24 protein-coding genes and 2 pseudogenes are annotated in these 25,258 nt (G+C 62.8%); 14 read left to right on the forward strand and 12 right to left on the reverse strand.

Annotated elements, in window-relative coordinates:
* Positions 1-9: 9 nt before the first annotated feature.
* From DQG17_RS12270 to DQG17_RS12280, 3 genes are all read right to left on the reverse strand, one after another.
* Complete coding sequence (locus DQG17_RS12270; RefSeq protein ID WP_116133115.1) at positions 10-1,101, reverse strand: 4-oxalomesaconate tautomerase; 1,092 nt, start codon at positions 1,099-1,101, stop codon at positions 10-12.
* 10 nt (positions 1,102-1,111) lie between these two features.
* A complete protein-coding gene (locus tag DQG17_RS12275) occupies positions 1,112-3,091 on the reverse strand; it encodes a tripartite tricarboxylate transporter permease (RefSeq protein ID WP_116133116.1) in 1,980 nt (659 codons plus the stop codon).
* A gap of 139 nt (positions 3,092-3,230) precedes the next feature.
* Entirely contained in the window at positions 3,231-4,343 is a 1,113-nt protein-coding gene (locus DQG17_RS12280) for a tripartite tricarboxylate transporter substrate binding protein (RefSeq protein WP_116133117.1), read from the reverse strand.
* 177 nt (positions 4,344-4,520) lie between these two features.
* Here DQG17_RS12280 and DQG17_RS12285 point away from each other — a divergent pair, with 177 nt between their 5' ends.
* From DQG17_RS12285 to DQG17_RS21995, 3 genes are all read left to right on the forward strand, one after another.
* A complete protein-coding gene (locus tag DQG17_RS12285) occupies positions 4,521-5,192 on the forward strand; it encodes a response regulator transcription factor (RefSeq protein ID WP_116133118.1) in 672 nt (223 codons plus the stop codon).
* Entirely contained in the window at positions 5,189-6,577 is a 1,389-nt protein-coding gene (locus tag DQG17_RS12290) for a sensor histidine kinase (protein ID WP_116133119.1), read from the forward strand. The genes DQG17_RS12285 and DQG17_RS12290 overlap by 4 nt, the downstream gene beginning before the upstream one ends.
* Before the next feature lie 175 nt (positions 6,578-6,752).
* Positions 6,753-6,881, forward strand: a complete 129-nt coding sequence (locus tag DQG17_RS21995) for a hypothetical protein (protein ID WP_369908026.1) — start codon at positions 6,753-6,755, stop codon at positions 6,879-6,881.
* Here DQG17_RS21995 and DQG17_RS21860 read toward each other — a convergent pair.
* From DQG17_RS21860 to DQG17_RS12325, 6 genes and pseudogenes are all read right to left on the reverse strand, one after another.
* Positions 6,850-6,966 (reverse strand): annotated as a pseudogene (locus DQG17_RS21860) (ATP-binding protein); the annotation flags it as partial. The gene DQG17_RS21995 and the pseudogene DQG17_RS21860 overlap by 32 nt on opposite strands.
* 310 nt (positions 6,967-7,276) lie before the next feature.
* Positions 7,277-7,906, reverse strand: a complete 630-nt coding sequence (locus DQG17_RS12305) for a flavin reductase family protein (RefSeq protein WP_116133121.1) — start codon at positions 7,904-7,906, stop codon at positions 7,277-7,279.
* Between the two features lie 57 nt (positions 7,907-7,963).
* The gene (locus DQG17_RS12310; RefSeq protein WP_232829417.1) at positions 7,964-8,962 is read right to left on the reverse strand and encodes a TRAP transporter substrate-binding protein; all 999 of its coding nucleotides are present in this window, start codon (positions 8,960-8,962) and stop codon (positions 7,964-7,966) included.
* Between the two features lie 77 nt (positions 8,963-9,039).
* Positions 9,040-10,314, reverse strand: a complete 1,275-nt coding sequence (locus DQG17_RS12315; protein ID WP_116133123.1) for a TRAP transporter large permease — start codon at positions 10,312-10,314, stop codon at positions 9,040-9,042.
* Positions 10,311-10,838: a TRAP transporter small permease gene (locus DQG17_RS12320; protein WP_116133124.1), complete on the reverse strand. Its 528-nt coding sequence runs from the start codon at positions 10,836-10,838 to the stop codon at positions 10,311-10,313. Before DQG17_RS12320 ends, DQG17_RS12315 begins: the two co-directional genes overlap by 4 nt.
* Before the next feature lie 74 nt (positions 10,839-10,912).
* A complete protein-coding gene (locus DQG17_RS12325; protein ID WP_116133125.1) occupies positions 10,913-11,845 on the reverse strand; it encodes a carbon-nitrogen hydrolase family protein in 933 nt (310 codons plus the stop codon).
* A 297-nt stretch (positions 11,846-12,142) separates the two neighbouring features.
* Here DQG17_RS12325 and DQG17_RS12330 point away from each other — a divergent pair, with 297 nt between their 5' ends.
* Both DQG17_RS12330 and DQG17_RS12335 read left to right on the forward strand, forming a co-directional pair.
* Positions 12,143-12,889, forward strand: coding sequence for a TrmB family transcriptional regulator (locus tag DQG17_RS12330; RefSeq protein WP_116133126.1), 747 nt, complete (start codon positions 12,143-12,145; stop codon positions 12,887-12,889).
* Positions 12,890-12,973: 84 nt separating this feature from the next.
* A pseudogene (locus tag DQG17_RS12335) lies at positions 12,974-13,186 on the forward strand (transposase); the annotation flags it as partial.
* A 228-nt stretch (positions 13,187-13,414) separates the two neighbouring features.
* Here the strand turns inward: DQG17_RS12335 and DQG17_RS12340 are convergent.
* Together DQG17_RS12340 and DQG17_RS12345 are read right to left on the reverse strand one after the other, a co-directional pair.
* Positions 13,415-14,194: an SDR family oxidoreductase gene (locus DQG17_RS12340; protein WP_116133127.1), complete on the reverse strand. Its 780-nt coding sequence runs from the start codon at positions 14,192-14,194 to the stop codon at positions 13,415-13,417.
* Positions 14,191-14,505, reverse strand: coding sequence for a nuclear transport factor 2 family protein (locus DQG17_RS12345; RefSeq protein WP_116133128.1), 315 nt, complete (start codon positions 14,503-14,505; stop codon positions 14,191-14,193). Before DQG17_RS12345 ends, DQG17_RS12340 begins: the two co-directional genes overlap by 4 nt.
* Before the next feature lie 99 nt (positions 14,506-14,604).
* Here DQG17_RS12345 and DQG17_RS12350 point away from each other — a divergent pair, with 99 nt between their 5' ends.
* On the forward strand, positions 14,605-15,504 hold the full coding sequence (locus DQG17_RS12350) for a LysR substrate-binding domain-containing protein (protein WP_198666096.1): 900 nt from the start codon (positions 14,605-14,607) through the stop codon (positions 15,502-15,504).
* Positions 15,505-15,693: 189 nt separating this feature from the next.
* Here DQG17_RS12350 and DQG17_RS12355 read toward each other — a convergent pair whose 3' ends face one another.
* A complete protein-coding gene (locus DQG17_RS12355; protein ID WP_232829418.1) occupies positions 15,694-16,686 on the reverse strand; it encodes a GlxA family transcriptional regulator in 993 nt (330 codons plus the stop codon).
* A gap of 173 nt (positions 16,687-16,859) precedes the next feature.
* Between DQG17_RS12355 and DQG17_RS12360 the strand changes: the two genes are divergently transcribed.
* The 8 genes from DQG17_RS12360 (at position 16,860) to DQG17_RS12395 (ending at position 25,210) form a co-directional block, all read left to right on the forward strand.
* Complete coding sequence (locus DQG17_RS12360; protein WP_198666097.1) at positions 16,860-17,690, forward strand: alpha/beta fold hydrolase; 831 nt, start codon at positions 16,860-16,862, stop codon at positions 17,688-17,690.
* 292 nt (positions 17,691-17,982) lie between these two features.
* Positions 17,983-18,294, forward strand: coding sequence for a DUF6538 domain-containing protein (locus DQG17_RS22145; protein ID WP_369908024.1), 312 nt, complete (start codon positions 17,983-17,985; stop codon positions 18,292-18,294).
* A gap of 122 nt (positions 18,295-18,416) precedes the next feature.
* Positions 18,417-19,307 (forward strand): substrate-binding domain-containing protein, encoded by an 891-nt coding sequence (locus DQG17_RS12370; RefSeq protein ID WP_116133131.1) that lies wholly within the window; start codon positions 18,417-18,419, stop codon positions 19,305-19,307.
* Between the two features lie 105 nt (positions 19,308-19,412).
* Entirely contained in the window at positions 19,413-20,927 is a 1,515-nt protein-coding gene (locus DQG17_RS12375; protein ID WP_116133132.1) for a sugar ABC transporter ATP-binding protein, read from the forward strand.
* Positions 20,924-21,895: an ABC transporter permease gene (locus DQG17_RS12380; protein WP_116133133.1), complete on the forward strand. Its 972-nt coding sequence runs from the start codon at positions 20,924-20,926 to the stop codon at positions 21,893-21,895. The genes DQG17_RS12375 and DQG17_RS12380 overlap by 4 nt, the downstream gene beginning before the upstream one ends.
* 3 nt (positions 21,896-21,898) lie before the next feature.
* Entirely contained in the window at positions 21,899-22,843 is a 945-nt protein-coding gene (locus DQG17_RS12385) for a sugar kinase (protein ID WP_116133134.1), read from the forward strand.
* On the forward strand, positions 22,844-24,127 hold the full coding sequence (locus DQG17_RS12390; protein ID WP_232829419.1) for a D-tagatose-bisphosphate aldolase, class II, non-catalytic subunit: 1,284 nt from the start codon (positions 22,844-22,846) through the stop codon (positions 24,125-24,127).
* Positions 24,128-24,202: 75 nt separating this feature from the next.
* A complete protein-coding gene (locus tag DQG17_RS12395; protein ID WP_116133188.1) occupies positions 24,203-25,210 on the forward strand; it encodes a LacI family DNA-binding transcriptional regulator in 1,008 nt (335 codons plus the stop codon).
* The last annotated feature ends 48 nt before the right edge of the window (positions 25,211-25,258 follow it).

A 25,258-nucleotide genomic window follows, 5' to 3' on the forward strand; every position in this document is an offset into this window, starting at 1 on the left:
CGTCGCGACCTAAAGCCCTTTCCAGATGCTCCCCGGCACGAATACCTCGCCACGCGCAAGCAATCTGGCGGTGCGCAGCAATCCGGCGGATCGCAGCTGAAAGCCGTCCGCGCCGTTCTCATAATCGACCGTCACGTCGATCGTGCCGGAGGGATGTTCGATAACCACCAGCGCCGGAACGCCTTCGGGCGGTGTGAACAGACCTTCCGCGACCGTCCCCGGCGTCAGGACGCAGGAGGCGAGGCATTGCGACCCCGTCACGGCCATCGTCGGATGGCAACTCTTGGGCATGAAGTAGCGCGCCGCAATCGTCCCCCCTTCCCGGGGTTCGGCCAGCAGCCCGAACTTCGGCGTCACCGAGCCTGAGACGTCCCCCATGCCCATCCGCTTGCCCGCTTCGATCCGGATGGGCTCCATCCGCGCATAGAAATCGCGGTTGGCGTCAATCTCGGCGGCGGTCTCATGACCGGTCAGGCCAAAATCGGCAGCACGGGCGATCACCATCGGCATGGCGACATCCATGCAGGTGACCTCGATTCCGTCGATCTCGTCGCGGACCGAGCCGGTCGGCAGCAAGGCGCCGGTGCTTGAGCCCACGACATCCATGAAGTTCAGATAGATCGGGGCCGCCGTTCCAGGGACGCCGTCGATCGCGGCGGACCCGTCGTAGCGGACCTTGCCGCCGGGCGTCTCCACCACGGCCTCGATCCGGGCGCCGGTGTTCACCGACAGCACCCGGATATGCGTCCTGTCGCCGGCGGCTTCGACCAGTCCCATCTCCAGCGCGGCGGGGCCGACGCCGGACAGGATGTTGCCGCAGGTCGGCTTGAAGTCCACCGTCCGGTCCTCGACCGAGACCTGCGCGAAGAAGTAGTCCACATCCGCGTCCGGATCGGTGGAGCGCGACAGCATTGCGACCTTGGTCGTCACTGCCGCCCCGCCGCCGATGCCATCTATATTGAGCGGATGGCCGGAGCCGATAACCGCCAGCAACACCTTGGCCAGCGTCTCGTGGTCTTCGGGCAGATCGGCGCGTTTGAAGTAAGGCCCGCGCGACGTACCGCCGCGCAGGAAGTGGAAAGGGATTGCAGTCTGTGTCATCGCATTGCCCTCAGCGGATCGGCCAGGGCAGATCATAGGCGCTCTGCAGCCAGCCGGACGGGAAGTTCAGGCTCAGCATGTAGGCCAGGCCCAGGATGAAGCCTGCCGCACAGGCCGTCATCACCACCGTCGTCCTCCAGGACGCCTTTGCGCGCAGCTGCAGGAAGGCGATGAAGAAGACGATCATTGCGATGTAGAAGCCGACCAGGGACGTCGCTGCAACCAGCGCGGCGATCCAGGCGGGACCCGTCCAGAACCAGCTGTTTCCTTCGCTTCCGACGTGATCGCCGACGATCTCGTAGTCGAAGAAGGCCGGATGGTCCTCATGGCCGTGCCACAGGTGGATCAAAAGGATAGCGCCGAACAGCACGCCCACGACGGCGACACCGAGCGGGAACACCGAGCCGAGGAAGGAGTGTTGCGACGCATCCCAGAGAGCCAGGCCAAAGAAGACGACTGTCGCGATGCCAAAGGCGATCTGGATGTCTCGGCTCGCGTGCGAGGTCACGACGGCATCACCCGTGGGGCCAGTGTCGTCGACCCGGTTCTTCAGGCCGAAGTAGATCGATATCAGCGTCATGGCACCGATGATCAGCACGCCCGGCCGGATCAGGAAGCCCCAGCCGTTGAACTGCAGCGCCTGGTAGAAGAAGGTCTCGGCCTGCGGGGCGAGGACGAAACCGATGAGCAGCGCGGGACGCGGCCAGCCGAAGCGCTTCATCAGGATACCGACGAGGCCGACGGCCAGCAGCGCCACCAGGTCCGCGAGATCGCGGGTGGCCTGGAAGGCGGCGAAGCAGATCAGCGCGATCATGCAGGGCGCCAGCAGCTGGAACGGAATCGCGGTCAGCCGCGAGATCGGCCTGGCCAGCGCCAGACAGATGCCCGCGCCCATGATGTTGGCCAGCGCCAGCGACCATATGATCGAATAGGTGACATTGAGGTCCGGGCCGACCATCGACGGGCCCGGCTCGATCCCGATCAGGACCATGCCGCCAAGGAACACAGCCATGGAACCGGAACCGGGAATGCCGAAGAGCATCGTCGGCAGCAGCGCACCACCCTGCATCGCGTTGTTGGCGCTCTCCGGCGCGACGACGCCGCGCGGATCGCCCTTGCCGAACTGCGACGTGTCCTTTGCCGTTTGCACTGCATGTCCATAGGCGATCCAGTCGACGACCGAGCCTCCGAGGCCGGGGATCGCACCGATCATGCAGCCGAAGCCCGAACAGCGGATCGACAGGAAGATGTTGCTCCACCAGTCGCGCAGGCCCAGCAGCCAGCCGGACCCGAGCACGTTGCCCTCGGCGATGGTGCTGTTCTTGCGCAGAAGATCCGAGATCTCCGGAATGGCGAACAGTCCCAGGCCGATGATGACCAGAGGGATGCCGTCATAGAGATATTCGCTGTTGAAGATCATGCGGAATTCGCCGGTTGCGGGGGCCGCACCGATCGAGCCGATCAGCAAGCCGACAGCACAGGCAGCAAGGCCTTTGGGCAGGCTGCGACCGGCAAGGACCGCGACCATCGACAGACCGAAAAGCGCGAGCATGAACAGCTCGGCCGAGCCGAACATAAGGATCAGCGGCCGCGCGATCAGCACGAAGCCGGTGAGGATGATCGCCCCGACGATGCCGCCGAAGAGCGACGAGATGAACGCGGCCGAAAGGGCCCGCGCGGCCTGGCCCTGCTTGGCCATCGGAAAGCCGTCGAGCACGGTGGCCTGGCTGGCGCTCGATCCGGGTATCCCCATCAGGACGGACGAGAAGGTGTCGGAGGTCGGGATCACGGCGACCAGCCCGATGAGCATCCCCAGCGCCGAGACCGGCTCCATGCCGTAGAGGAAGGGAACCAGCAGCGAGAGACCGGCAATTCCGCCCAGACCGGGGATGACCCCGATGATCAGGCCGACGGAAACCCCGAGCAGCATGTAGGCCATGTGTTGAAACGTGAAGAGGGTGACGAGCGCAGTTAGTAAGGTGTCCATCATGTCGGGATCCTCCGACCCGGCGCAGCAATGCTCCGAGCGATGTGAACGGTGGCAGTGGAAGGCTGGGTTTGGGCGGCCCGCTCGCGCGTCGCGGCGCGCCGCCTTGATCTCGTTGGCCTATCGGCGGATCTGTGGCGGCCTAGTCGCCTTCACCCAGCTTGACGCCGTAGTCGGCCGCCAGCGTGTCCACAACCTGTTTGCGCAGTTCAGGGGTGATCGTCGTGCCCTTCTGGAAGAGCGTGTCGGCGGCCGGACCGGTCACCTGCTCGTATGTGCCGAGCACGGATTCCTTGTTGTCCTGATACACCGGGTCCGCCTTCATCGCCTCGAAAGCCGCCTGATAGGCGTCGACGATCTCCTGCGGCGTGCCCTTGGGCAGGAACACCATCTTCTGCGCCGGGAATCCCGCCGTGAAGAACGCGAAGTAGGCATCGTATTCCGGACCTTCGGGCGCCTTGCCGGTCACCATCTCGTAGGCTTCGCCGAAATGGGGAAGGTCGGGGAACGTCGGGTCGCGCACCAGATTGCCGTCCGCGTCCAGAGCACCCCAGCTGAACAGCGGGACCGCGGTACCGGCTTCGACCAGGGGCTCCACGTTCTTGATGTAGGCGGAAGAGGTCTGGTAGTCGATGTTGGTTTCGCCGCGCTCAAACGCGAGGCGACCATCGCCGCGACCCTTGAAGCCGAAGACGTGCTGCACGTCGAGGCCCATCAACTTGAAGCCAAGCAGCGGAACGAGATCGAGCGAAGTTGCGCCCTGGCTTGCATAGATCAGTTTCTGACCGGCCAGCTTGGCGATTTCGTCCGGGTTCGTCACCCCGGTCGAGGGCGACGTATAGACGACTCCGCCGGTCGGCGAGGCCATCGCGATCTCCCAGTCGGCATAGTCGTAGCGCACGCGCGGGTCGCCCAGAAGATAGGGGAACTGCGTGGAGCCGGACGTGCCGAGGATGGTCAGCCCATCGGGCTTGGCGCGCGCGGCAAAGAGGTTGCTGCCCTTGGTCGAACCGCCCCCGGGCTCGTTCACGACAACCACGGTCGGCTCGCCGGGAAGATATTTGCTCAGGAGCGGCGCGTTGAACCGCGCCCAGGTGTCCGACCCGCCGCCGGCGGAGAACGGAATGATCCATTCGATGGTCTTGCCCTCGAACGACACTTCGGCAGCGGCCGGGCCGGCAAGCCCGAACGCCGCCGCCGCTCCCAGAGCCAGACCGATGGCGCCCCGTCGCGTGGTCGTGAATAGTTCTGTCATGTGGGTTCCTCCCCTCGCCTATTTCATTTCCGGAGGTGCGGGCCATCCGTCGTCAGAAACGATCTCTTTTGCCCGGCTCCTCCCAGACACCAGCCTTCCGAGAGGCTTCTCTCTCGGGCGACTTGATGCGAGGCACCATAATAGCGCATCCTGTCGAAAACCTGTCGGAACAAATATATGCGGATCGTCCTGATCGAGGACAACGAGAGACTGGCCAAGGGAATCGAGAATTCCCTTCGCGATCAAGGTCATGCTGTCGACTGGCTCTCGGACGGCGCCGAAGCGAGCCGGTTTCTCGAAGCCGAGGGCGCGGACATTGCCATCATCGACGTCAACCTCCCCGGCCTCAGCGGTTTTGAGATGGTGCGCGCGCTGCGCAAACGTGGCAGCACGATCCCCGTGATTATGCTCACGGCCCGCGCCGAACTCGATGACCGGGTGGAAGGGCTGGATTCGGGCGCCGATGACTACCTCGTCAAACCCTTTGAAATGGCTGAGCTTACCGCGCGGATCAGGGCGCTGTCCCGGCGCAGGTCGGATATCCAGACGGGTGCACAGGATGTCGGCCAATTGCGCTTCGACCGTATCGCGCGAACCGTGACTGGTCCGGACGGCGCGGTCGATTTGCCTCGGCGCGAGCTTGCCCTGTTTGAATGCCTCGTGGAACACAGTGGCCGGATAGTGTCGAAGGACCGCATTTCCGACACGCTTTACGGGGTGGGATCCGAGGTAGAGGCAAATGCCGTCGAACTGCTGGTATCGAGATTGCGGCGCAAGCTGACCGGCACAGGTGTCACGATCCGCACGGCGCGCGGATTGGGATACCTTCTCGACGATGGCGCCAAATGAACGGCTGGTCACTGCGCAACCGACTGTTCGTCCTGATTATCATGCCCTTGGTCGTCATCGCGGGCTTCGCCGCCGTGGCGCGCTATGTAATGGCCGAACGCACCTCGCAGCGTCTCTACGACAATACATTGCTGGCGGTCGCACTGACGATTTCCCGCGACGTTGTCCTCAGTGAGGGCGATCTGCTCACCGAACAGTTGCTCGATGCCCTGACAAACGCACTCGGTGACCCGGTCTACTACCGCATTGAAGGACCGGAGGGACGCTTCGTCACCGGCTACTCCGATCAGCCGCCTCGGCCCGATGGGGCCAAAGTGAAGTCCGGCGTCCCGTTCTTCTATTACGCGAAAAGTCTCGGCGAATCCGTGCGCGTGGTCACGTTGCGCGAGTTCATCGCCGAACCGCAGTTCGGTGGCTGGGTCACAGTTGACGTCTGGCAGACCGTCAAACAGCGCAAGGCGCTGAGCCTGGAGCTTCTGGTGCAGTCGATCATCCTGATGACCTTGGTTGTTGCCGCTGCGGCGCTCCTCGTCTGGTTCGGGATCAATCTTGGGCTCAGGCCGCTCTTGCAACTGCGAGAGGCCGTCGCCGAGCGGTCGCCCGATGATCTGCGCCCCATCAGGCGGGTGGTTCCAAAGGAGGTACGGAGCCTCGTTGCGGCAATGAACTCGCTGTTCGGCCGGTTGTCGGATGCCTTCGCGGTGCGCGACGCCTTTATCTCCGACGCGGCTCACCAATTGCGCAATCCGATCGCCGCTATACAGGCGCAGGCCGAAGCGGTCACGACCGCGCCGAGCGAGGGGGAGCTTCGCAGCCGTGCGGCGGAGCTTGCCGAAACGGCGAGGCGGACCGGCCGGCTGACGCAGCAGCTTCTATCGATGGAAAAGGCACGCGGGCGCGCGCCCGCGAGCAATTGGCAGGCCGTCGATATCCAGGCGCTGGCCGAAGATCAGGCGAGGCGCTTTGCGGAACGGGTACTGCGGCGCGACATTTCCGTTTCCTTCAAGGTCTCTGGAGACAGGCGCAGGATTTCGGCCGATCCGGTCATGTTGTCGGAGGCAATCGAGAACCTGCTGGACAACGCCAGCCGCTATGGTTGCCCGGATGGAGGTGAGGTTGGACTGGAGTTGGAATTCAGCGACACTGACGTGGTCATCCGCGTGGTGGATACGGGACAGGGATTTCCCGAAGAGGTGCGTGACCGGGTTTTCGACCGGTTCTTTCGAGTGGGCGAAGATGCGTCGGGGGGCTGCGGGCTTGGCTTGGCGATCGTCAGAAAAGTGGCGGAGGCTCATGGCGGGTCAGCCCGTGTTGCCGAGGCCACCAGCGGCGGGGCGGTCGAAATTCGCGTTCCTGCCGGCAATCATAGAAGCAAGGCGGACTGAGGCGCTCCGGAACAAGGAACTCCAGTCGGCCGCCACAGGATAGGGTCAGATACATTCGGTCCGAGGGGACCGAGAGCTCTCGTTGTCTGGGTGCTGCCGGCCGGAGCGGTGCAGGGCCAGCAGCCGCAGAAGGATCGCCAGGACGAGGGCGCCCGATCGGGTGAGCCAAAGGTGCATGAACCCCAAACCGCACGCCGTTACCGACGCCCTGGGCCATCCGATCCGGATCGTCATGTCCACCGGCCAGGTCGGCGACGGCATCGAGTCGGCGGCACTGCAGGCCATTCGCCGAAGGCGAGGTTGATGGCTGCGATGACCGAGGTGCGCTTGTAGAGACGGCTGATCAGGTGGAACAGCGGCTGGCCACCGGATCGCGCGAAGGGCAGATAGGCGCCTGAATATCCGGTCGCAAGCAGCGCAAGGCGACAGCGAAATACGACAAGCGCCGTCACAAACGGCGCAGTGGTATCGAGATCATTCTTGGCAGGCTCAAGGATTGGCGACGTGGTGCCACGCGATGCGACCTCGGCCCCAAGGTCTTTCTCTCGGCAAGCGCACGCGCCGCAACGGTCATGTTCTGGCTATGAAACAAGAACGGGTCCTGACCCTAGACAAAACTTTCCGACAGAACCCTCGGGTTTACCGAGACGCCCGCAAAGATGGCCGCGGTGTGCTGGGAGGGCCGTTCAGCCCATTGGGTCAGTCAAGGGGTTGAGTCTGACTGTCCGGGCGCGCGATGTTGAAGCGATCCATCGTTCTGCAATAGATGCCCGCGCCTCCCATGCGTGCAATGGGGGTATGCGCGTCAAGGTCAATTGTGGCCGTACTTGGGTCGATCATCAGCTCATCGTGAATGTAAAGAGACAGGATCTCCCCCAGAACGATCTTTTGTTGCGTGCGCGTCGATATGGTTTGCATCAACTGGCATTCCAACCGGACGGGGGAGTGCGCAATGCCTGGAACCCCATTGGTGGCGGCAGGGCAAAGCGCAACCGCGGCCATGTCCGCCTCGCTCTCGGCATAGGGCAGATCCGTCGCGGTTTGGTTCATCAGCGAAGCCAGCTCTTCGGTCACCAGGTTTACCGTAAAGCGCCCGGTTTCCGTGATGTTGCGAACCGTGTCCTTGAGGGCTTTTTCGGGATGTTCGAGGATTCCAAGCGCAACCACCGCAGGGTCATGGCCCATCACATTGAAGAAACTATAGGGGGCAAGGTTGATGATGCCACTGGGGGAATGGGTGGAGACCCATGCGATCGGGCGCGGCACCACGAGGGAAGACAGGAGTTTGTATCGCTTCCGCGCCTCCAGGGACATCATATCGTATTGCATTGAAAACTCTCTATAAACATGGCTGCCCTGCCATATGAATGACAGGGCAGCGCGATATTATTGCGTTGTTGTGCGCTCTGCTGCGGCAAGCAGGACCGCGAGCATTTCGGCATTTTTGGGGTCTTCGTTCAAAAGCTCAAGAACGGCCTCCCGCATCTCGGAGAGCAGGGCGTCGCGCTCTTCTGTCGGAAGGTAGTAGACGGTGCCGCCCATCTCTTCCCAGGTTTTGTAGGCATTGGCCTGGTCTTCCAAAACGTAGTCGTAAAGCTCCGGCTCCAAAGCTGTGGCTTCTTCGCGCAGCATCGCTTGCAGGTCTTCTGGCAAAGTGTCCCACCAGATCTTGCTGACCAACATGACTTCGCCCATCACACCGTCTTCGGTGGCGGTGATATTGTCGACGATGTCGTAGAGTTTGAGAGAGGTGAACGCAGGCGGGGAGCTTTTCATCCCATCCACGGTCCCTTGTTGCAACGCTGTGGCAACCTCGCTGAAGTCAATCGGAACAGCGGTGGCGCCCATGAGTTCCACGCCTTTGCGCTCGACCTTCGAGGCGAGAACGCGGAGCTTCTTGCCTTTGAATGCCTCAAGCGTATCGCCCTCAAAGGCGGTCGCAAAGGCCGTGTTGCCGTAGATATATATGCCGAGACCAACGAGGCCCTTGTCGGTGCCGAGGTCGAGGAATGTTTCGCGAAAGGTCGGGTCGCTGAACACCCGTTGGGCGTGGCGGGCGTCTTCAAAAATGGCGGGAAGGTCGGTGACCTGATAGCGCGAGTCCACGCCAACGAGATAGGCGGCAGGCCCCGTGTAGAACTCGACCGTCCCAAATTGCAGACCCTCGATCATCCGGGCGTTCGACCCAAGCTGTGCGGCGGGGTAGAGCTCGGTCTTGATCCGGCCATCGGACCGTTCCTCGACCCGTGCGGCAAAGCGCTTGATGGCTTCGGTTTGCACATCGTTCACCGTGGCCGTGGCAAGCTTCATCGTGAACTCTTGTGCAAGGGCAGGGCTGCCGCCGAGGGTGGCGAGCAAGAGGCACGCGCTTGCGACCTTGATCATACTGCGTCGGTTGGGGGGCAAAATTGACATAGGAGAGCTCCATTCATGTTGAAGTTCGGGAGGGAGGGGGTGTCGGTTCAAAACAATGTTTGGGGGAGGGAGATCGCCGGCACATAGGTGATCAGAAGCAGCGCCAGCGTTTGCAGGATGATAAAGGGCACCAACCCGGCGCTGATGCGCGAAATCGGAACGCCAAACAGGGCATGCGAGGTGAAGATGTTCAGGCCGAAGGGCGGTGTGAACATGCCAATGCTCAGGTTCACGGCCATGATGACGCCAAAGTGGACAAGGTTCACATCAAGATGCGTGACCACGGGCACCAGCATCGGCGTCAGAAGAACAATCGCGGAGACCGGGTCCATCAGACAGCCGACGATCAGCAAGAACACGTTGATGGTCAGCAAAACCACCCAGGGTTCGCTCGATGCGGCTTCGACAGAATTGACGAGCGTTTGTGGAACGCCACTGGTCGTGAGAACCCATGAAAACACCCCAGAGGCCGCGACGACGAGCAAGATTTGCGCGGTAAGATGGGCAGAGCTGAGCACGACGCTCCAGATTTCCCGCCAGGTGATTTCGCGATAAAAGAACCGCGCGACCAAGACCCCGTAGAGGCCCGCCACGCCCGCAGATTCCGTCGGTGAAAATATGCCGGAATAGATGCCGCCAAGGATCACCACAGGCGTGCCAAGCGCCGGCAGGGCTGCAAGAAGGAGCGAAAACGCCTCGCCTTTTTGCGGTTTGCCGGCGGTGGACGGGGTCATCTTGCGCGACACCCAAAGGATATATCCGGCAATCACAAGCCCGAGCAGCAAAGCGGGCAAGATCCCAGCGGCAAAGAGCGCGGTGACGGATTGCTCCGAGGAGGCCGCATAGAGGATCATCAGGATGCTTGGCGGCATGACACTGGCGATGCCACCCGCAGAGGTGATGAGGCCAAGCGAAAACTTCTCGCTGTAACCGCCTTCGCGCAGGCTTGGGTACATCAGCCGACCGATGGCTGCGACGGTGGCAGGGCTTGACCCGGAGACCGCGCCGAAGAACTCGCTGGCACCGATGGCAGTCATGGGTCGGGCAGATTTCAAACCGCCGCAGAGCATCAGGATGCAATCGACGATGCGGCGCGAAACGCCGCCGCGCGACATGATTTCACCTGCGAAGATAAAGAACGGCACGGAGAGCAAAGCGAATTTATCAAGACCTCCGAACATGATTTGCGGCACCATCGTGGCGGGCACGCTCATCTGCGTCATGATCGCGACGCTCGCGGTGGTGAGCAGGACCAGATAGATTGGCAAACCTATGATCAGCAAAAGCAGCGGCAAGCCGCCGAGGATAGCAATGAGCGTCATTTGGAGCCTGCCAGTGCGTCTTGAACCTCGATGGGGTCGGAGGTGTTAAGGAGATTGTCTGAGACGAGAAGCGAGAGGCTGCGCGTCATGCCGCCAAGGCACGCCAAGACGAAGGCTGCGAGGATCGAGCCATTGACATATTGCTTGGGAATTTCGGCCACATTGGTCACTTGTGAAAAGCGGGCGACCAGTTCGACAACGAGGTAGGCGTTGTAGGCGAAATATCCGCACAGGGCCGTGCCAGCGACGGCAAGGCCAAACGCGACCCATCGCTGTGCAGAGCGCGGCAGCAGCGGTTTGATGATTTCAGCGGACAGATTTTCCCCCCGCAAGGTCAGCCGATATGACATCAGGCAGACCGACCAGATGATCAGCAGGGTTGTAACCTCCTCGGCCCAGAAAATCGGACTGTGAAACAGGTACCGCCCCGCAACATTGGCGGCGTTGATCAGCAGGGCCGCGGCGAATGCGACCCCCGATAGCAGGTCGAGCGTTTGGGTCATAAAGGTGGACAGGCGCTGCATCGGCGAATCCTTTATCGGGTGCGAGGGCGGGTGACGTGTCGGTGTGGGGAGGGCTGCGCCATCGTCGCGGCCCCTTACCCATCCGCTCTGGAATAGGTGACCGGCGCCCGGGCGGTCGTATTCACCCGCAACTCAAAAACGTCCGGGCGGGCGTAGTGCCCGGCGGCGTCAAAATCGAGCTTGGCCCGCGTCACGGCGTCAAGATCGATCTCCGCGACCAGGATGCCTTCTTCGTCAAACAGCGGTCCGGCAAGGACATTGCCCAATGGGTCAATGATCACGCTGCCGCCCCGCATCATGATGCGTTCGGGGTCGGTGCGGTTGAACGCATAATCTTCCGGAAAGTCTTTTTCCCAAAGCACCTGGCAGCTTGAAAACACAAACGTGCGCCCTTCGAGGGCGATGTGTTTCATCGTCGCCTGCCAGCTGTCCCGATCATCGGCGGTCGGGGCGCAATACAGGTTGATGCCCTGACCATACATGGCCATGCGCATCATTGGCATGTAGTTTTCCCAGCAGATCACAGCGCCGAGTTTGCCGATGTCCGTATCGAACGTGGGCAGGGTGGAGCCATCGCCAAACCCCCAGACCAGACGCTCTGCGCCGGTCGGCATCAGCTTGCGATGCTTGCCCAAAAGCTTCCCGTCGGGACCAAGGAAGACGACCGTACAATACAGGGTGCCCGCATCGCGTTCGATGACCCCCATGACGAGGTGAAGCCCGGCTGCGGCCGCCGCTTGCCCCAAACGATCCGTCTCGGCGCCAGGGATTTCAATGGCACTGTCCGCATAGCGACGGAACTCTTCACGGCCCGCAGGAGTGCGCACACCGACAGAGATGTCGTAGGTCTGCTCTTTGGGGTAGGCCGAAATATACGCTTCGGGGAAAACGGCAAGGTGACAGCCCTGCGCCCCGGCCTGGGCGATCAGTGCCTCCGCTTTGGCGAGACTTGCCTCGATATCGAATGGCACGGCCCCTGCCTGAATCACTGCCGCTTTGAAACTCATCGGTCACCTCTGGTTAGTCGACTGGTTTAGACACGCATGTTCTGTGGCAATTTCGAGGCACTATGTCAAATATGGGCGAAAAATTCGATGATATCCCGGAATACCGTCTAAATTTTAGCCGAAAGTTGATGATTATGCTTACGTGTTGTGCGATATCTTTTGGATCGCGAAGGGCTGTCGACCAGAATCGACACCTTGCGCGTGGTAGCGTGTCGAGTGCTTTCGACAGGCAAGATTCGCTTGTGTGCGATGGGAAGCCGTAATATTTTATGGGCTTAGCGGTCCGGGGAGTGCCTGATGTACGACTTTCAAAGCAAACTGTCGAAGTTGGGCATTAGTGGCACGCTCTACAGGTTGTATGTGGCCGCGATCGAGTTGGGTGAAGCGCCGATCTCCGATGTTGCGACGCGGGCGGGCCTGGTGCGCACCACGGCATATGACGCGCTTTCCCGTTTGGAGGAGGAGGGTCTCGTTGCCATCGTGAAGAGCGGCAACAAGCGCATCGTCGTCGCCGAAGATCCATCTGTATTGCTGGAGCGGATCGAAGCCCGCAAGCAGATGCTCAACGAGGTCATGCCGGAATTGCGCTCGCTCTACAATCGCGCGAAAGGCAAACCTCGCATTCGGTATTACGAAGGGCGCGCCGGTATTCTAATCGCGCTTAAAGACACATTGACCATCAAAGGGGCGCATCCGACATTGATGGGGATATTGTCCATGGATGAGCTGCGCGATGTTCCGGGACTTGAGGAAATGGAGCAATTTATCGCCTCTCGGATAGAGAAGGGGATTTGGCTGCGGGTGATCAGGTCGCGCACAAAGGATGTGGCCTCGATTTGGCCATCGGATTCAAGCGATCTGCGCCATCTCCGCTTCGCCCCTGAGAATGTCCTCCTGTCGATGACGACATTCATCTATGACGACAAGGTTTGCCTGATCTCGTCCATGCGTGAAAACTATGGAATGATCATTGAAAGTGTGGAGTTCGCAGCAATGCAGCGGCAGTTGTTTGAAGCCTTGTGGATGACGTCTTCAGAGTCCTGATGTTCGTCTCGTGCCTGCCTGTGGCGTTGTCGCGCAAGTCCATTGGGGATTCATCTCGTGAATTCCCCATGCCAGCGACCGGGCATGAGCCGACCTGCGAAGACGACGTACAAGACCGCCAACTGGCAAAGCTCCAATCGGGCTCTGAGGCAGCGGGGGTCGCTGACTGTCCGGTTCGATCCCTCGATGCCGTGGGAAGCCGCGTCCGCACGGCACGGCGGCCAGCGGGCCTGTAGCGACGCGGCAATCCTGGCCCGCCTGACCCTCAAGGTTCTGCCGGGGCTGCCGCTCCGCCGAGGCGTGATATGACGGGTCATCGTGCGATAAGCGCGCGCAAAGGGCTTTCGGGAGAAACCCTCCCGCCCTGCAGAGCAGACGGCACACTCGACATCACGGGCCGGCACCTTCTCCGGGCCCCATGAAGCTGCCACAAAAGCTATCGCCGCCGCCATCGCCTGTGTTTCCCGTCACTCTCCCCAAAAAGCTGCGACGACTTTCGGGGGGCGTCCGTGCTCCGTTCCGCCCTCACGCGGTGGGAACGGTGCCTCCGTCGATCACATACTCCGTCCCGGTGATGCTTCCGGCTCGTTCGGATGCGAGGAATGCGATGAGGTTGGCGATCTCGGCAGGCGTCGAGGGGCGGCCGAGCGGGATGCCCCCGAGGCTCTGCATGATGATCTTCTTGCCGCCCTCCAGGTCGGTGCCCGCTTCCGTCGCGAGCCTTTCTGCCAACCGGATCGACGCTTCGGTCTCGATCCAGCCCGGCGACACGCGCACGACGCGTACGCCTTTCGGGGCGACTTCCTTCGAGAGGCTCTTGCTGTAGACTGAAAGTGCCGCCTTGGCGGCGGCATAGGCGGTGGTCGCCTCGGGCAAGGGCAGGAGACGCTGGATCGATGTGACGTGAACCACCACGCCGGAGCCCTGGGCCACCATGCCGGGCAGCAGCACCCGGTCGAGGCGAACGGCCGGAAACAGGTTGATGTCCAATTCGGCCTGCCACTCCGACTCGCCCAGGGCGGCAAAGCCTCCGGCGGGCGCGGAAGAGCCGCCCAGCATGTGTACCAGGATGTCGACCCCGCCCAGCCGGTCGCGCACAGCATCCGCCACCGTTTCGACGCCCTCCAGGGTCGTCAGGTCGGCGGCGACGAAGGTTTCCTCGCGCAAGCCTGCAGGACGTTTGCGCGCCGTCGTCAGAATTGTCGCGCCCAGCTCCTCGAACAGGGCGACGGTTGCCGCGCCTGCCCCCTGAGTGCCGGCCGTGACGAGGGCGCGTTTCCCCGCAAGCGTCAGGAACGGAGTCATGCGCCGATCCTCAGGTCGCGGATCCGGTCGCCCTCGAGGCCGAAGGCGAAGTGCAGGACCGCCGGGCTGCCGGGGAAGTCGCCGGTAACGCGCGCCCGGACGACCGCGGTGCCATCCGTTTCCCTCAGCTCCAGTGGCTCGGCGGTGTGGTTGTATTTCGCCTTCGCGGCCAGCCACCAGGCGCGGATCGCCGCGATCCCGCGATGCGTCTCGCCCTCGTCCCGAACTTCGGAGTCGGGGGCGAAGGCTGCGGCGAGGGCGGCGTCGTCTCGTGCCGAGAAATAGGCCGCGACAGGGGGGGGAAGGGTCATCTTGATGCTCCTTGAGGTTGTTCCGGGAAGATAGGCCTCGACTGTTGTCCGCATAACCGGGATAATTTTGGATGAAATGATGACAGAAGCAGGATAATCATGGATGCCGGACTGAAGGCGCTGGACGCCGTCCTGACCATTGCGCGGCGCGGCACGTTTCGCGCGGCGGCGGTCGATCTGGGCATGTCGACCACCGCACTGTCGCATGCGGTCGGGCGGCTCGAGACGAGCCTCGGAGTGCGGCTCTTCAACCGGACCACGCGCAGCGTGTCCCTGACCGACGCGGGGCGCGACTTCGTGGCGCGCGTCGGTCCCGCGATGTTCGAGATCCGTGCGGCGATGGACGACGCCAGATCGCAGCGCGAGACCCCGGCGGGGCTGTTGCGGATCAATGCCTCTGTGCAGGCAGGCCGTCAGGTGGCGCCGCTCGTGCTGGAGTTCCTGCGCCGCTATCCGGACATGCAGGTCGATCTGGTAACCGAGGGACAGCTCGTGGACATCGTGGCCGAGGGCTTTGACCTCGGGATTCGGACCGCCGATCTGGTGCCGCGCGACATGATCGCGTTACCGCTGGGCTTGCCGCATCGCCACGTCGTGGCGGCCTCGCCCGGTTGGCTCGAAAGCCACCATGCGCCGACGTCACCGGCCGACCTCGACCCCGGGCAGTGCCTTCGCGTGCGGCTGCCGAACGGCGTGCTGCTGCGGTGGCCCCTCGAGAAGGATGGCAACCGGGTTCTGTTCGAGGCGAAGGGTCGGGTGACCCTAGACGAGCCGGGCATCGCCCGCAGCGCCATTCTGGCGGGGGCCGGGATCGGCTATTTCATCGAAACCGACGTGGCCGACGATCTCTCGGCCGGACGCATGATCCGGCTACTGGAGGACTGGACCCCGCCGCGCCCCGGCTTCAGCCTGTACTACCCCGGCCGGCGCAACCCGTCTGCCGGGTTCGCGGCCTTCCTGTCCCTCGTGCGCGAGAGTGCCGGGCGCGCGCGGGTGTAGTCGCGCAGGCGTGACCTCTCAACATCGCGTCCCCGCCGGCGTCTCGCGAAGAAGCGATGGCCCATGCGATGGAAGGGCTGACGGCCGCCATCGGGAGCGCGTCGCCGCAGGCCGTGGCCGATGCCATCGGCCCCAACGTCACGTTCGCGAAATGAACGCTGCACTGCCTGAACCCGGGCTAGGCAGCATTCAGCCCGCGATGCCGAACTGCTGGCGATAGGCGGCAGGCGGCAGGCCCGTCAGTTTCTGAAAGAGTTTGCGGAACGCTGCGGGGTCGGAATAGCCCACGTCCCAGGCAATTCGGTCGACCGGTGTCAGCGAACGCTCCAGCGCTTCGCGTGCCTTGGCGATGCGGACCTGTTGGAGGTATTCCACCGGCGTGAACCCCGTCGCCGCGCTGAACCGGCGCAAATAGGTGCGGGGGGTCATGCCCGCCTGATCGGCAAGATCGGCCACCCCTCGCAGCGTCGCGGCATGGGCGTGGATCCGATGCTGGCTGGCCCGGATCGCATCGTCGCCATGGTCAAAGCGCGGAACGAACTGCGCAAAGGGCCGCTGGCTGTGCCGGGGTGGCTCGATCAGCAGAAAGCGCGCGGTGGCCAGCATCGTGGACGGCCCAAGCAGCCGGCCGACCAGGGTTAGGCCAAGATCGGCCCAGGCGAGGATGCCGCCCGCGGTCACGATGTCGCCGTCCTCCAGAACCATGTGCTCGTCGGCCAGGTGCACTTTGGGGAAGCGTTGCGCCAGTTGGCTGGCAAAGGCCCAGTGCGTGGTCGCGCGGCGGCCGTCGATCAGCCCGGTTTCCGCGAGCACGAAGGCCCCCGCACAGACCGAACAGAGCGTTGCCCCGGCGGTATGCCGGTCGCGCAGAAAGGCAGCCTCGACGGGCGCAGGCGCCATGCGCTCGGGCATAACGATGCTGGGCGGAGCGATCACATGTGTCAACCGATGGTCCGTGCCAGGATGGCTGTCCCAGACGCAAATGACCCCCTCGTCGTCAGCCTGCCAATGTGAGACCCGAAAGCCGCGCTTGTCCTCCCCCGTCCAGTCTTCGGCGATCCGGAACAGGTCGGTCAGCCCGTGAATCGCGGCCAGAGCGCAGCCCGGATAGATCAGAAGGCCGATATCGGCCACGAGGTCCGTTTTCTGTGCCATTGTCCGATAGGCCTCGATTATTGGCATTTCCGCCACGTCCTTTCCTGCCAATCAGGACGTAACTTGTCCATACTGAAACGAAAGGCGCTGCAATGAACCCGACGCTCACCAGACGGACGCTGATTGCCACCGGGGCCGCTGCGGCCGCCCTGCTTATCCTGAGCCGTACCTCTAACGCAAACACTGAGAGAGACCTGATCATGGCTACATTCACGACTGCCGACGGAACGAACATCTTTTACAAGGACTGGGGTCCCCGCGATGCGCAGCCCATTGTCTTCCACCACGGCTGGCCGCTTTCGAGCGACGACTGGGACACCCAGATGCTCTACTTCCTCGAGCAGGGCTACCGCGTCGTCGCCCATGACCGCCGCGGCCACGGCCGGTCCGACCAGACCGACACTGGCAACGAGATGGACACATACGCCCAGGACGTGGTTGAGCTAGCCCGCACGCTGGACCTGAAGAACGCGATCCATATCGGCCATTCGACCGGCGGGGGCGAGGTTGCCCGCTATGCCGCGCGCGCCGAGCCCGGACGCCTCGCCAAGGCCGTGCTGATCGGCGCAGTGCCCCCCGTCATGGTGGCCTCCGAGGCAAACCCCGACGGCATCCCGATGGAGGTCTTCGACGGCTTCCGCGCGTCACTGCTCGCCAACCGGGCGCAGTTCTTCCTCGACATTCCCTCGGGTCCGTTCTTCGGCTTCAACCGCGAAGGCGCCAAGGTCAGCCAGGGTCAGATCCAGAACTGGTGGCGGCAGGGCATGATGGGTGGGGCCAAAGCGCATTACGACTGCATCAAGGCCTTTTCGGAGACCGACTTCACCGAAGACCTGACGGCGATATCCGTCCCGGTCCTGGTGATGCACGGCGAGGATGATCAGATCGTGCCGATCGCGAATTCCGCGCACAAGGCGATCAAACTTCTGCAGAACGGCACGCTCAAGACCTATCCGGGCCTTTCGCATGCCCCCTTCGCGACACATCCCGACATGGTGAATGCCGACCTTCTGGCATTTTTCAAGGCCTGAGCCAATGAGACCGGGGGCAGGAAATGCCTGCCCCCGGCCCGCCCTGCAGTCCAGACTGCAGTGGCGCATCGTTCTTGATCTTGCTGGGAAAAAAATCTGATCCGGTATGGTCCGGACCGGGTGACCAGCTGTCTACCGTTCAAAGGTTTTCAATACCGTTGGTTTCGGCAGCGTCGGGTTTCACTCCCATCCCATCCGCCGCTATCTGCGTCGCAGCATTAATCAACTAATTGAAAATAAAACATAAAAATTTGTTCTCGCTAAGGCATTCGTCAAACGTCCGCCTGATTTGATGCACTATGTGCTGCGCAAGCCGCTGCACAAATGCGGGGGAGCGGGCGAATTTGGGGTCACGAAGCGGGGTGGCACGTTCCATCTCAGACGCCGCGTTCCCGCACGATGCAAGAGCGTCGAGCTGCGTGAAACGGTGTGGATATCCCTGCATACGGATTCGGACTCGGCTGCGAGAAGCAAGGCCGATCGGGCTTGGAGTCAGAAGATCGAGCCATGGGAGGCACGGCTTTCCAAAGCCAACACCGCCGCTCATCTGCACCAGGAATACCAGCATCCTGTCAGCAACGGCAGGAGGCGCCACGCATCGTGAAAACTTTAAAGTTGACACGTGTAAAGAAATAACGCTACACGAGGAGCGCGTCGCGGAGGGTGGAGTCGTGACGACACAAAAAAGCCTGCTCTGCCGAGACACCTGACATCTGGGAGGAAACCATGTCAGTCGCACGTACCCTCAAGACTCTTCTCGCAACCAGCGCACTGGTCCTGGCCGCCGGCGGCGCCTGGGCCGATGGAATTGGCGCGTCACTTCTGACGCAGCAGCATCCGTTCTATATCGAACTTGCCGGTGCCATGGTCGCCGAAGCCGAAGCCCAGGGCGTTCCGCTCAAGGTTTCCATCGCCAACCAGGATCTTTCGAAACAACTCGCCGATGTTGAGGACTTCATCGTCAGCGGTGTCGACGTGATCGTGATTTCGCCGGTCGACAGCGCCGGTGTGCTGCCGATCATCCTGAAAGCCGAGAAAGCCGGGATCAAGGTTGTCACCGTTGACGTGCCCGCCAAGGGTGTCGACGTGACCTCCTATATCGGCACCGACAACTATGTCGGCGGCGTCAAGGCGGCCGAGCTGATGGGCAAGGAACTTGGTGGCAAGGGCAAGGTCGCGATCATCGACTACCCGACCGTGCAATCGGTCGTTGCCCGTATCGACGGGTTCAAGAAAGGCCTCGAATCCTTCCCGGACATCGAGATCGTTGCCCAGCAGACCGGGATCACCCGCGCCGAAGCCCTGGCCGTTGCCCAGAACATGCTGCAGGCCAATCCCGATATCACCGGTATCTTCGGTTTCGGGGATGATGCCGCTCTGGCCGCGGCCGTCGCGGTCAAGTCCGCCGGACTCGAAGACCAGGTGAAGGTCATCGGCTTCGACGGGATGGAAGAAGCCCGCAATGCCGTGGACACCAACCCCGTCATGGTCGGTGTCATCCAGCAGTTCCCGGCCCAGATGGGCAAGGAGGCCGTCGACACCGCCATCAAGATCATGGCCGGTGAAGAGGTTCCGGCCGAGCAGCCGATCGCACCTGGCGTCTACACGGGATCGTAAAAACTCCCGTCCCGCCGCATCGCCACGCACCGCCGTTCCCCCCCCCCTCGGCGGCCCGTGTGAGGCGATGCGGCCCCTTATTCCATTCCCTCGGAGATCTTGGTCTTGGCACAGAACGATTCCGACATCGTGCTGACGCTTTCCGGTGTCTGCAAAAGCTTTGGACCGGTTCAGGCCCTGAAAAGCATGGACCTGACCGTCCGCAGTGGAAGGGTTCACACGCTTCTGGGCGAGAACGGTGCGGGTAAATCGACGTTGATGAAGATCCTTTCGGGGATCTATCCGGCGACAGGAGGCAGCATCGAACTGGCTGGAAAGCCCTATGCGCCGCAGACGCCGCTGGAAGCCGCCGAAAACGGACTGGCGATCGTTTTTCAGGAGCTGAGCCTGTGCAACAACCTGACGGTTGCCGAAAACATCCTGGCGATGCGCGAACCGTCGCGGGCCGGATTCATCAGTGACCGAAAGCTATTCCAGACCGCCGAGGCGCTGGTGCGCGATCTGGGTCTGCCAATCGACGTGCGGGCGCGGGTCATCGACCTGTCTATGGCGCAACGCCAGCTCGTCGAGATCGCAAAAGGCCTCAGTCACGACGCCCGGATCGTCATTCTGGATGAGCCGACCTCCTCGCTGACCGGCGCTGAATCCGAGATCCTGTTCCAGATCATCGGCCGCCTCACGCGCGAGGGAAAGGCGGTGATCTATATCTCGCACCGCATGGAAGAGATCATGCGCCTGTCCGACGACATCACGGTGATGCGCGACGGCGAATATGTGACCACCGTCGAACGTGGCGATGCGACCGTCGAGCAACTGATCGCATTGATGGTCGGGCGCCAGATGAACGAAATCTATCCGCCACGCGAAAGCGAAGCGCCGGGCGAGGCAGTGGCGCCTGTCCTTGTCGCCGAAGGTCTTTCCCGGCCGGGCGAATTCGAAGACGTCTCGTTTACGGTGCGCCCGGGCGAGATCCTCGGCTTCTTCGGGCTCGTGGGGTCCGGCCGGTCGGAAGTGATGAACGCGCTCTTTGGCATGACGGCGGCCGAGGGGCGTGTGGTTCTGGACGGCAAGGCGGTCACGATTTCATCGCCCGCCGAAGCCATCGGCCACGGCATGGCGTTTCTGACCGAGAACCGCGGCGAACAGGGCCTCGTCCGGTCGCATTCGCTGCGTGCCAACGTCACCATGGCGGCGCTGCAGGATTTCACGACGCGCGGGGGCTTCCTGAAATCCCGCAAGGAAACGACGGAGGCGCAGCAGGCGATCGAGCGTCTGGCAATTCGCGCAAACTCCATCGAGACCCGCGCCGGGACGCTTTCGGGGGGTAACCAGCAAAAGGTCGTGGTCGCCAAGTGGCTGGCTACCAACCCGCGGGTTCTGATCCTGGACGAGCCGACCCGCGGTGTCGACGTCGGCGCAAAATTCGAAATCTACCGCATCATTCGCCGACTTGCCGCGCAGGGTACTGCGATCGTCATGGTTTCCTCGGAAATGCCCGAAATCCTCGGGATGTCGGACCGGGTCGTGATCATGTCGGAGGGTCGGGTCGGTGCCACAAAGGAAAGTGCCGGTCTGACGCCAGAGCGCGTGATGGCATATGCAACGGGACAACATAAATGAACCAGACTGCCGATATCGCGGCCCGCCGCGTTCAGCTCAGAAGTTTCATGCGCCAGTACGCCGGCATCTTTCTGTCGCTGGTGATCCTGTGTGTCATCTTTTCCTTCGCCAATCCGCGCTTCATGTCGGTGGCGAACCTTACCAATATCCTCCAGCAGGTGTCGGTGATCGCCATCGCGGCATTCGGGATGACCTGGGTCATTCTGCTGGGCGAGATCGACCTGTCCATCGGGTCGATCATTGCGGTTGCGGGAATGGTCGGCGCCCAGGTGATCGGGCTTGGCTGGGGGTTCGTACCGGCGCTGCTGCTGACGCTGGGCTCGGGGGCGCTCATGGGGCTGATCAACGGTGCGCTGACAGCCAAGCTGCTGCTGCCAAGCTTCATCGTCACCGTCGCCACCATGAGCATCTATCGCGGTCTGGTCAGTCTGCCGACCAACGGCGCCCCGGAAATGATCATGGACCCGTCCTGGACGGCGATCGGCGGCGAGAGCTTCCTTGGTATTCCGATCATCATCTGGATCGTGTTCGTGCTTTTCGTGGCCAATCACATCCTGCTGTCGCGCACCACCTTCGGGCGCCGAACCTATCTGACCGGCGGCAACCGCGAGGCGGCGCTCTACTCGGGCATCAACGTCGACCGGATCAAGATGATCGTCTTCATGATCTCCGGGACCATGGCGGCCGTGTCGGGCGTCCTGCTGTCGTCGCGGCTCTATTCCGCCCAGACGAATGCCGGCTTGAGCTATGAACTCGATGCGATTGCCGCGGCTGTTCTGGGCGGCACCAGCCTTGCCGGTGGCGTCGGGACCATGATCGGCACACTGCTTGGCGCCCTTATCATCGGGGCGCTGAACAATGGCATGAACATGCTTTCGGTGCCATATTTCTATCAGCTGATCGTAAAAGGGCTGGTCATCATCATCGCCGTCTATCTCGATGTGCGCTCCAAGCAGAGGCGGGCCTGAGCCATGGTCAAGAAGGTTCTGACGGTCGGCGAGATACTGGTCGAGATCGTCGCCACGACCAGGGGCGACGGGTTTCTCGAGCCGCAACCGCTGGTCGGCCCGTTCCCCTCGGGCGCCCCGGCGATCTTCATCGATCAGGTGGGAAAGCTCGGGACGCCCGCTGCCATTGTCTCGCGGGTCGGTGCAGACGATTTCGGCGCCCTCAATATCGAACGGCTGACGGCTGACGGGGTCGATGTATCGGGCGTCGAGGTTGCGACCGGCGAAACGACCGGCAGCGCCTTTGTGCGATACCGCAACGACGGCAGCCGGAAGTTCGTGTTCAACATCGCCCACAGCGCCTGCGGGACTGTGCCGATCACCCCTGCCGCCGACGCGCTTTTCGATTCTTGCGACCATCTGCACATCATGGGCACCGCGCTGTCCTCGCCGGGGCTGAAGGACACGGCCCTTGCGGCGCTGGCGCGGATCAAGGCGCGCGGCGGCACGCTGTCCTTCGATCCGAACCTCCGGCCCGAGATCCTCGGGACGCCGGGTCTTCGCGCGGCGCTCGACGAGGTCCTGGCGCAGACCGACTTGTTTCTGCCCTCGGGCGAGGAACTGTTCCTGTTCACCGACGCCAGCGAGCCGGACGCGGCGGCAGACGAACTGCTTGGCCGCGGGATCGGCGAGATCGTGATCAAGAACGGCAGTCGCGGCGCGCGATACGTCAGCGCCGGCAGGAAACTGGATGTCGCGGCCCTTTCTGTCGAGGAACTGGACCCGACCGGCGCTGGCGACAGCTTCGGCGGCACATTCGTCAGCTTCTGGCTTTCCGGTGCCGATCCCGAAGCAGCGCTGCACTATGCCAACGCCGCAGGCGCGCGCGCGGTCACGGTGCTCGGACCGATGGAGGGCACCTCGACGCGGGCAGAACTCGACGCCTTGTGCCGCAGAACGGAAGGATGAATGATGATGGTCAATCCCCTGCATGACATTGCCACATGGCGCGGCCGCACCGGCCCGTCGGGCATTCCCTCGGTCTGTTCCGCCCATCCGATGGTGCTGGAGGCCGCAATGCGGGCCACATTGCCGACGCCGCTGCCCCTGCTGATCGAGGCGACCTGCAATCAGGTCAACCAGGACGGCGGCTACACCGGCATGACCCCATCGGATTTTCGCGCCTTTGCCGAGGTCGTTGCCGAGAGGGTCGGGTTTCCGAAGGACCGGATGATCCTTGGCGGCGACCATCTTGGACCCAATCCGTGGAAGTCGCTTCCGGCGGAACAGGCGATGGCCAAGGCCGAGGTCATGATCCGCGCCTTTGCCGCCGCAGGCTTCACCAAGCTGCACCTCGATTGCTCGATGGGATGCGCGGGCGAAGCGCCGGCGCTGGACGATACCCAGACCGCCGCACGTGCGGCGCGCCTTGCCGCGGTGGCCGAGGCCGCGCTGCCGGGGGGCGATACGCCAAAGCCCGTCTATATCATCGGGACAGAAGTGCCGATCCCCGGTGGCGCGATGGAGGAGATCGAGGCGCTGGAACTGACCGCACCCGACGCGGCGCTGGAGACGATCCGTGTCCACAGGGCCGCCTTTGCGGCGTCGGGTCTTTCGGATGCTTTCGACCGTGTGGTCGGCGTCGTGGTGCAGCCCGGCGTCGAATTCGGCAATCACAACGTGGTGGATTACGTCTCCGCCGCTGCGCAGGGCCTGAGCAAGGTCCTCGATGATGTCCCCGGCATCATATTCGAGGCGCATTCGACCGATTACCAGACCCGCGAGGCGCTGACCGCGCTGGTCCGCGACGGGTTTTCCATCCTGAAGGTCGGGCCGGGGCTGACGTTTCGCATGCGCGAGGCGCTCTATGGGCTCGACGCGATCGCGGAGGAGTTGTTTCCCGGCGTCCGCTCCGTCACGCTGCGTCAGGCCATGGAACAGGTGATGCTGGCGGATCCCGCGAACTGGGACAGATATTACGAGGGAACCGAGGCCGAACGCGCGCTGCAGCGGCACTTCTCCTACAGCGACCGCATCCGCTATTACTGGCCTGATCCGCGGGCGACCGGGGCTGCAAATGACCTGTTGTCGCTGCTGGACGGCGTGGTTCTGCCCGAGACGCTGATCGGGCAATATCTTGGCGCGCGTTACCAAAGCGTTCGAACCGGGACGCAACCCGCACAGGCGCGGGAACTGGTGCTTGCCGCGGTCGAGTCCCTGATGCAGGACTATATAGCGGCCTGTGTCGCATAGGGCGAAAGTCATCGCGAAACCGGGAACAGGCAGGACAGATTGAACGACATGGGCGAAACACCGGAAATCCGAACGATGGAGGATTTTTCCGCCTTCGTCGGCCTGTCCCGCCCAACGGTCTCGCGCTATTTCAGCGATCCGCAATCGGTGCGGGAAAGTACCCGCCACCGGATCGAAGCCGCCATCGTCACCTCCGGCTTCCGGCCGAACATGTTTGCCGTCAATCTGAAACGCCGGCAGGCACGAGTCCTTGGCATCATCATCCCGAGTTCGACCGATCCGTTCTATATGGCGCTGTCGAGCCGCATCGAGGAGATCGCCGACAAGTCCGGCTATTTCGCCTTCATGCTGTCGTCGAACGGCGATCCGGGGATCGAGGCGAGCGCGATCGAAAAGCTTCAGTCGATGAATATCGCGGGCGCCATCGTCGTGCCCTCGGATGTCGGGCAGACCAGCAAGAACCTTGCCGCGCTGGCGCAGAAGATCCCGGTGATCTATGTCGATACGCCGCCCGACGACACCTCGCCCTTTGTCGGGACCGACAACAATCAAAGCTTCGGTCTGATCGTCGACTATCTCTGCCGCTCGGGCGAACCGCCCTGCTATCTCGGAATGCCCGAGGTCAATCGCAACGCTGCCGCACGTCGCAATGCCTATCTGCGGGCGATGGAGAGGGCGGGCGAACGGCCCCACCTGTTGCCGCTGCCCGATAGCCACAGTTGGGAGTTCGAGAAATTCGGTCACGAACAGGCCAAGGCCCTGATCGCGGCGGGGCTGCCAACCCGCACCATCCTGTGCGCCAACGACCGGATCGCCCTTGGCGCGCAACTTGCGGCCTGGCAGGCGGGCCTGCGGGTGGGCCTGAGAGAGCACGGCGATCTGAGGATCGCGGGCCATGACGATCATCCACAGTCGCGCTATGCCTGCCCACCCCTGACCACGGTGGCGCAGAACTATGCCGAGATGGCGGGCCGGGCGATGGCGATGATGATGGAGCGTCTGGGCGATGCGGACGACGGCAACGGGACGGACGGGGAACGGGTGCTTCTGAAAGGCGATCTGATGTTGCGCGCGTCTGCGTGACGGGCGTCCGTCCCCAGGCCCGCGACACGACGCCCGCCGATGCAATGG

It is taken from the genome of Tropicimonas sp. IMCC34043 (assembly GCF_003390845.1).
Lineage (GTDB): Bacteria > Pseudomonadota > Alphaproteobacteria > Rhodobacterales > Rhodobacteraceae > Tropicimonas.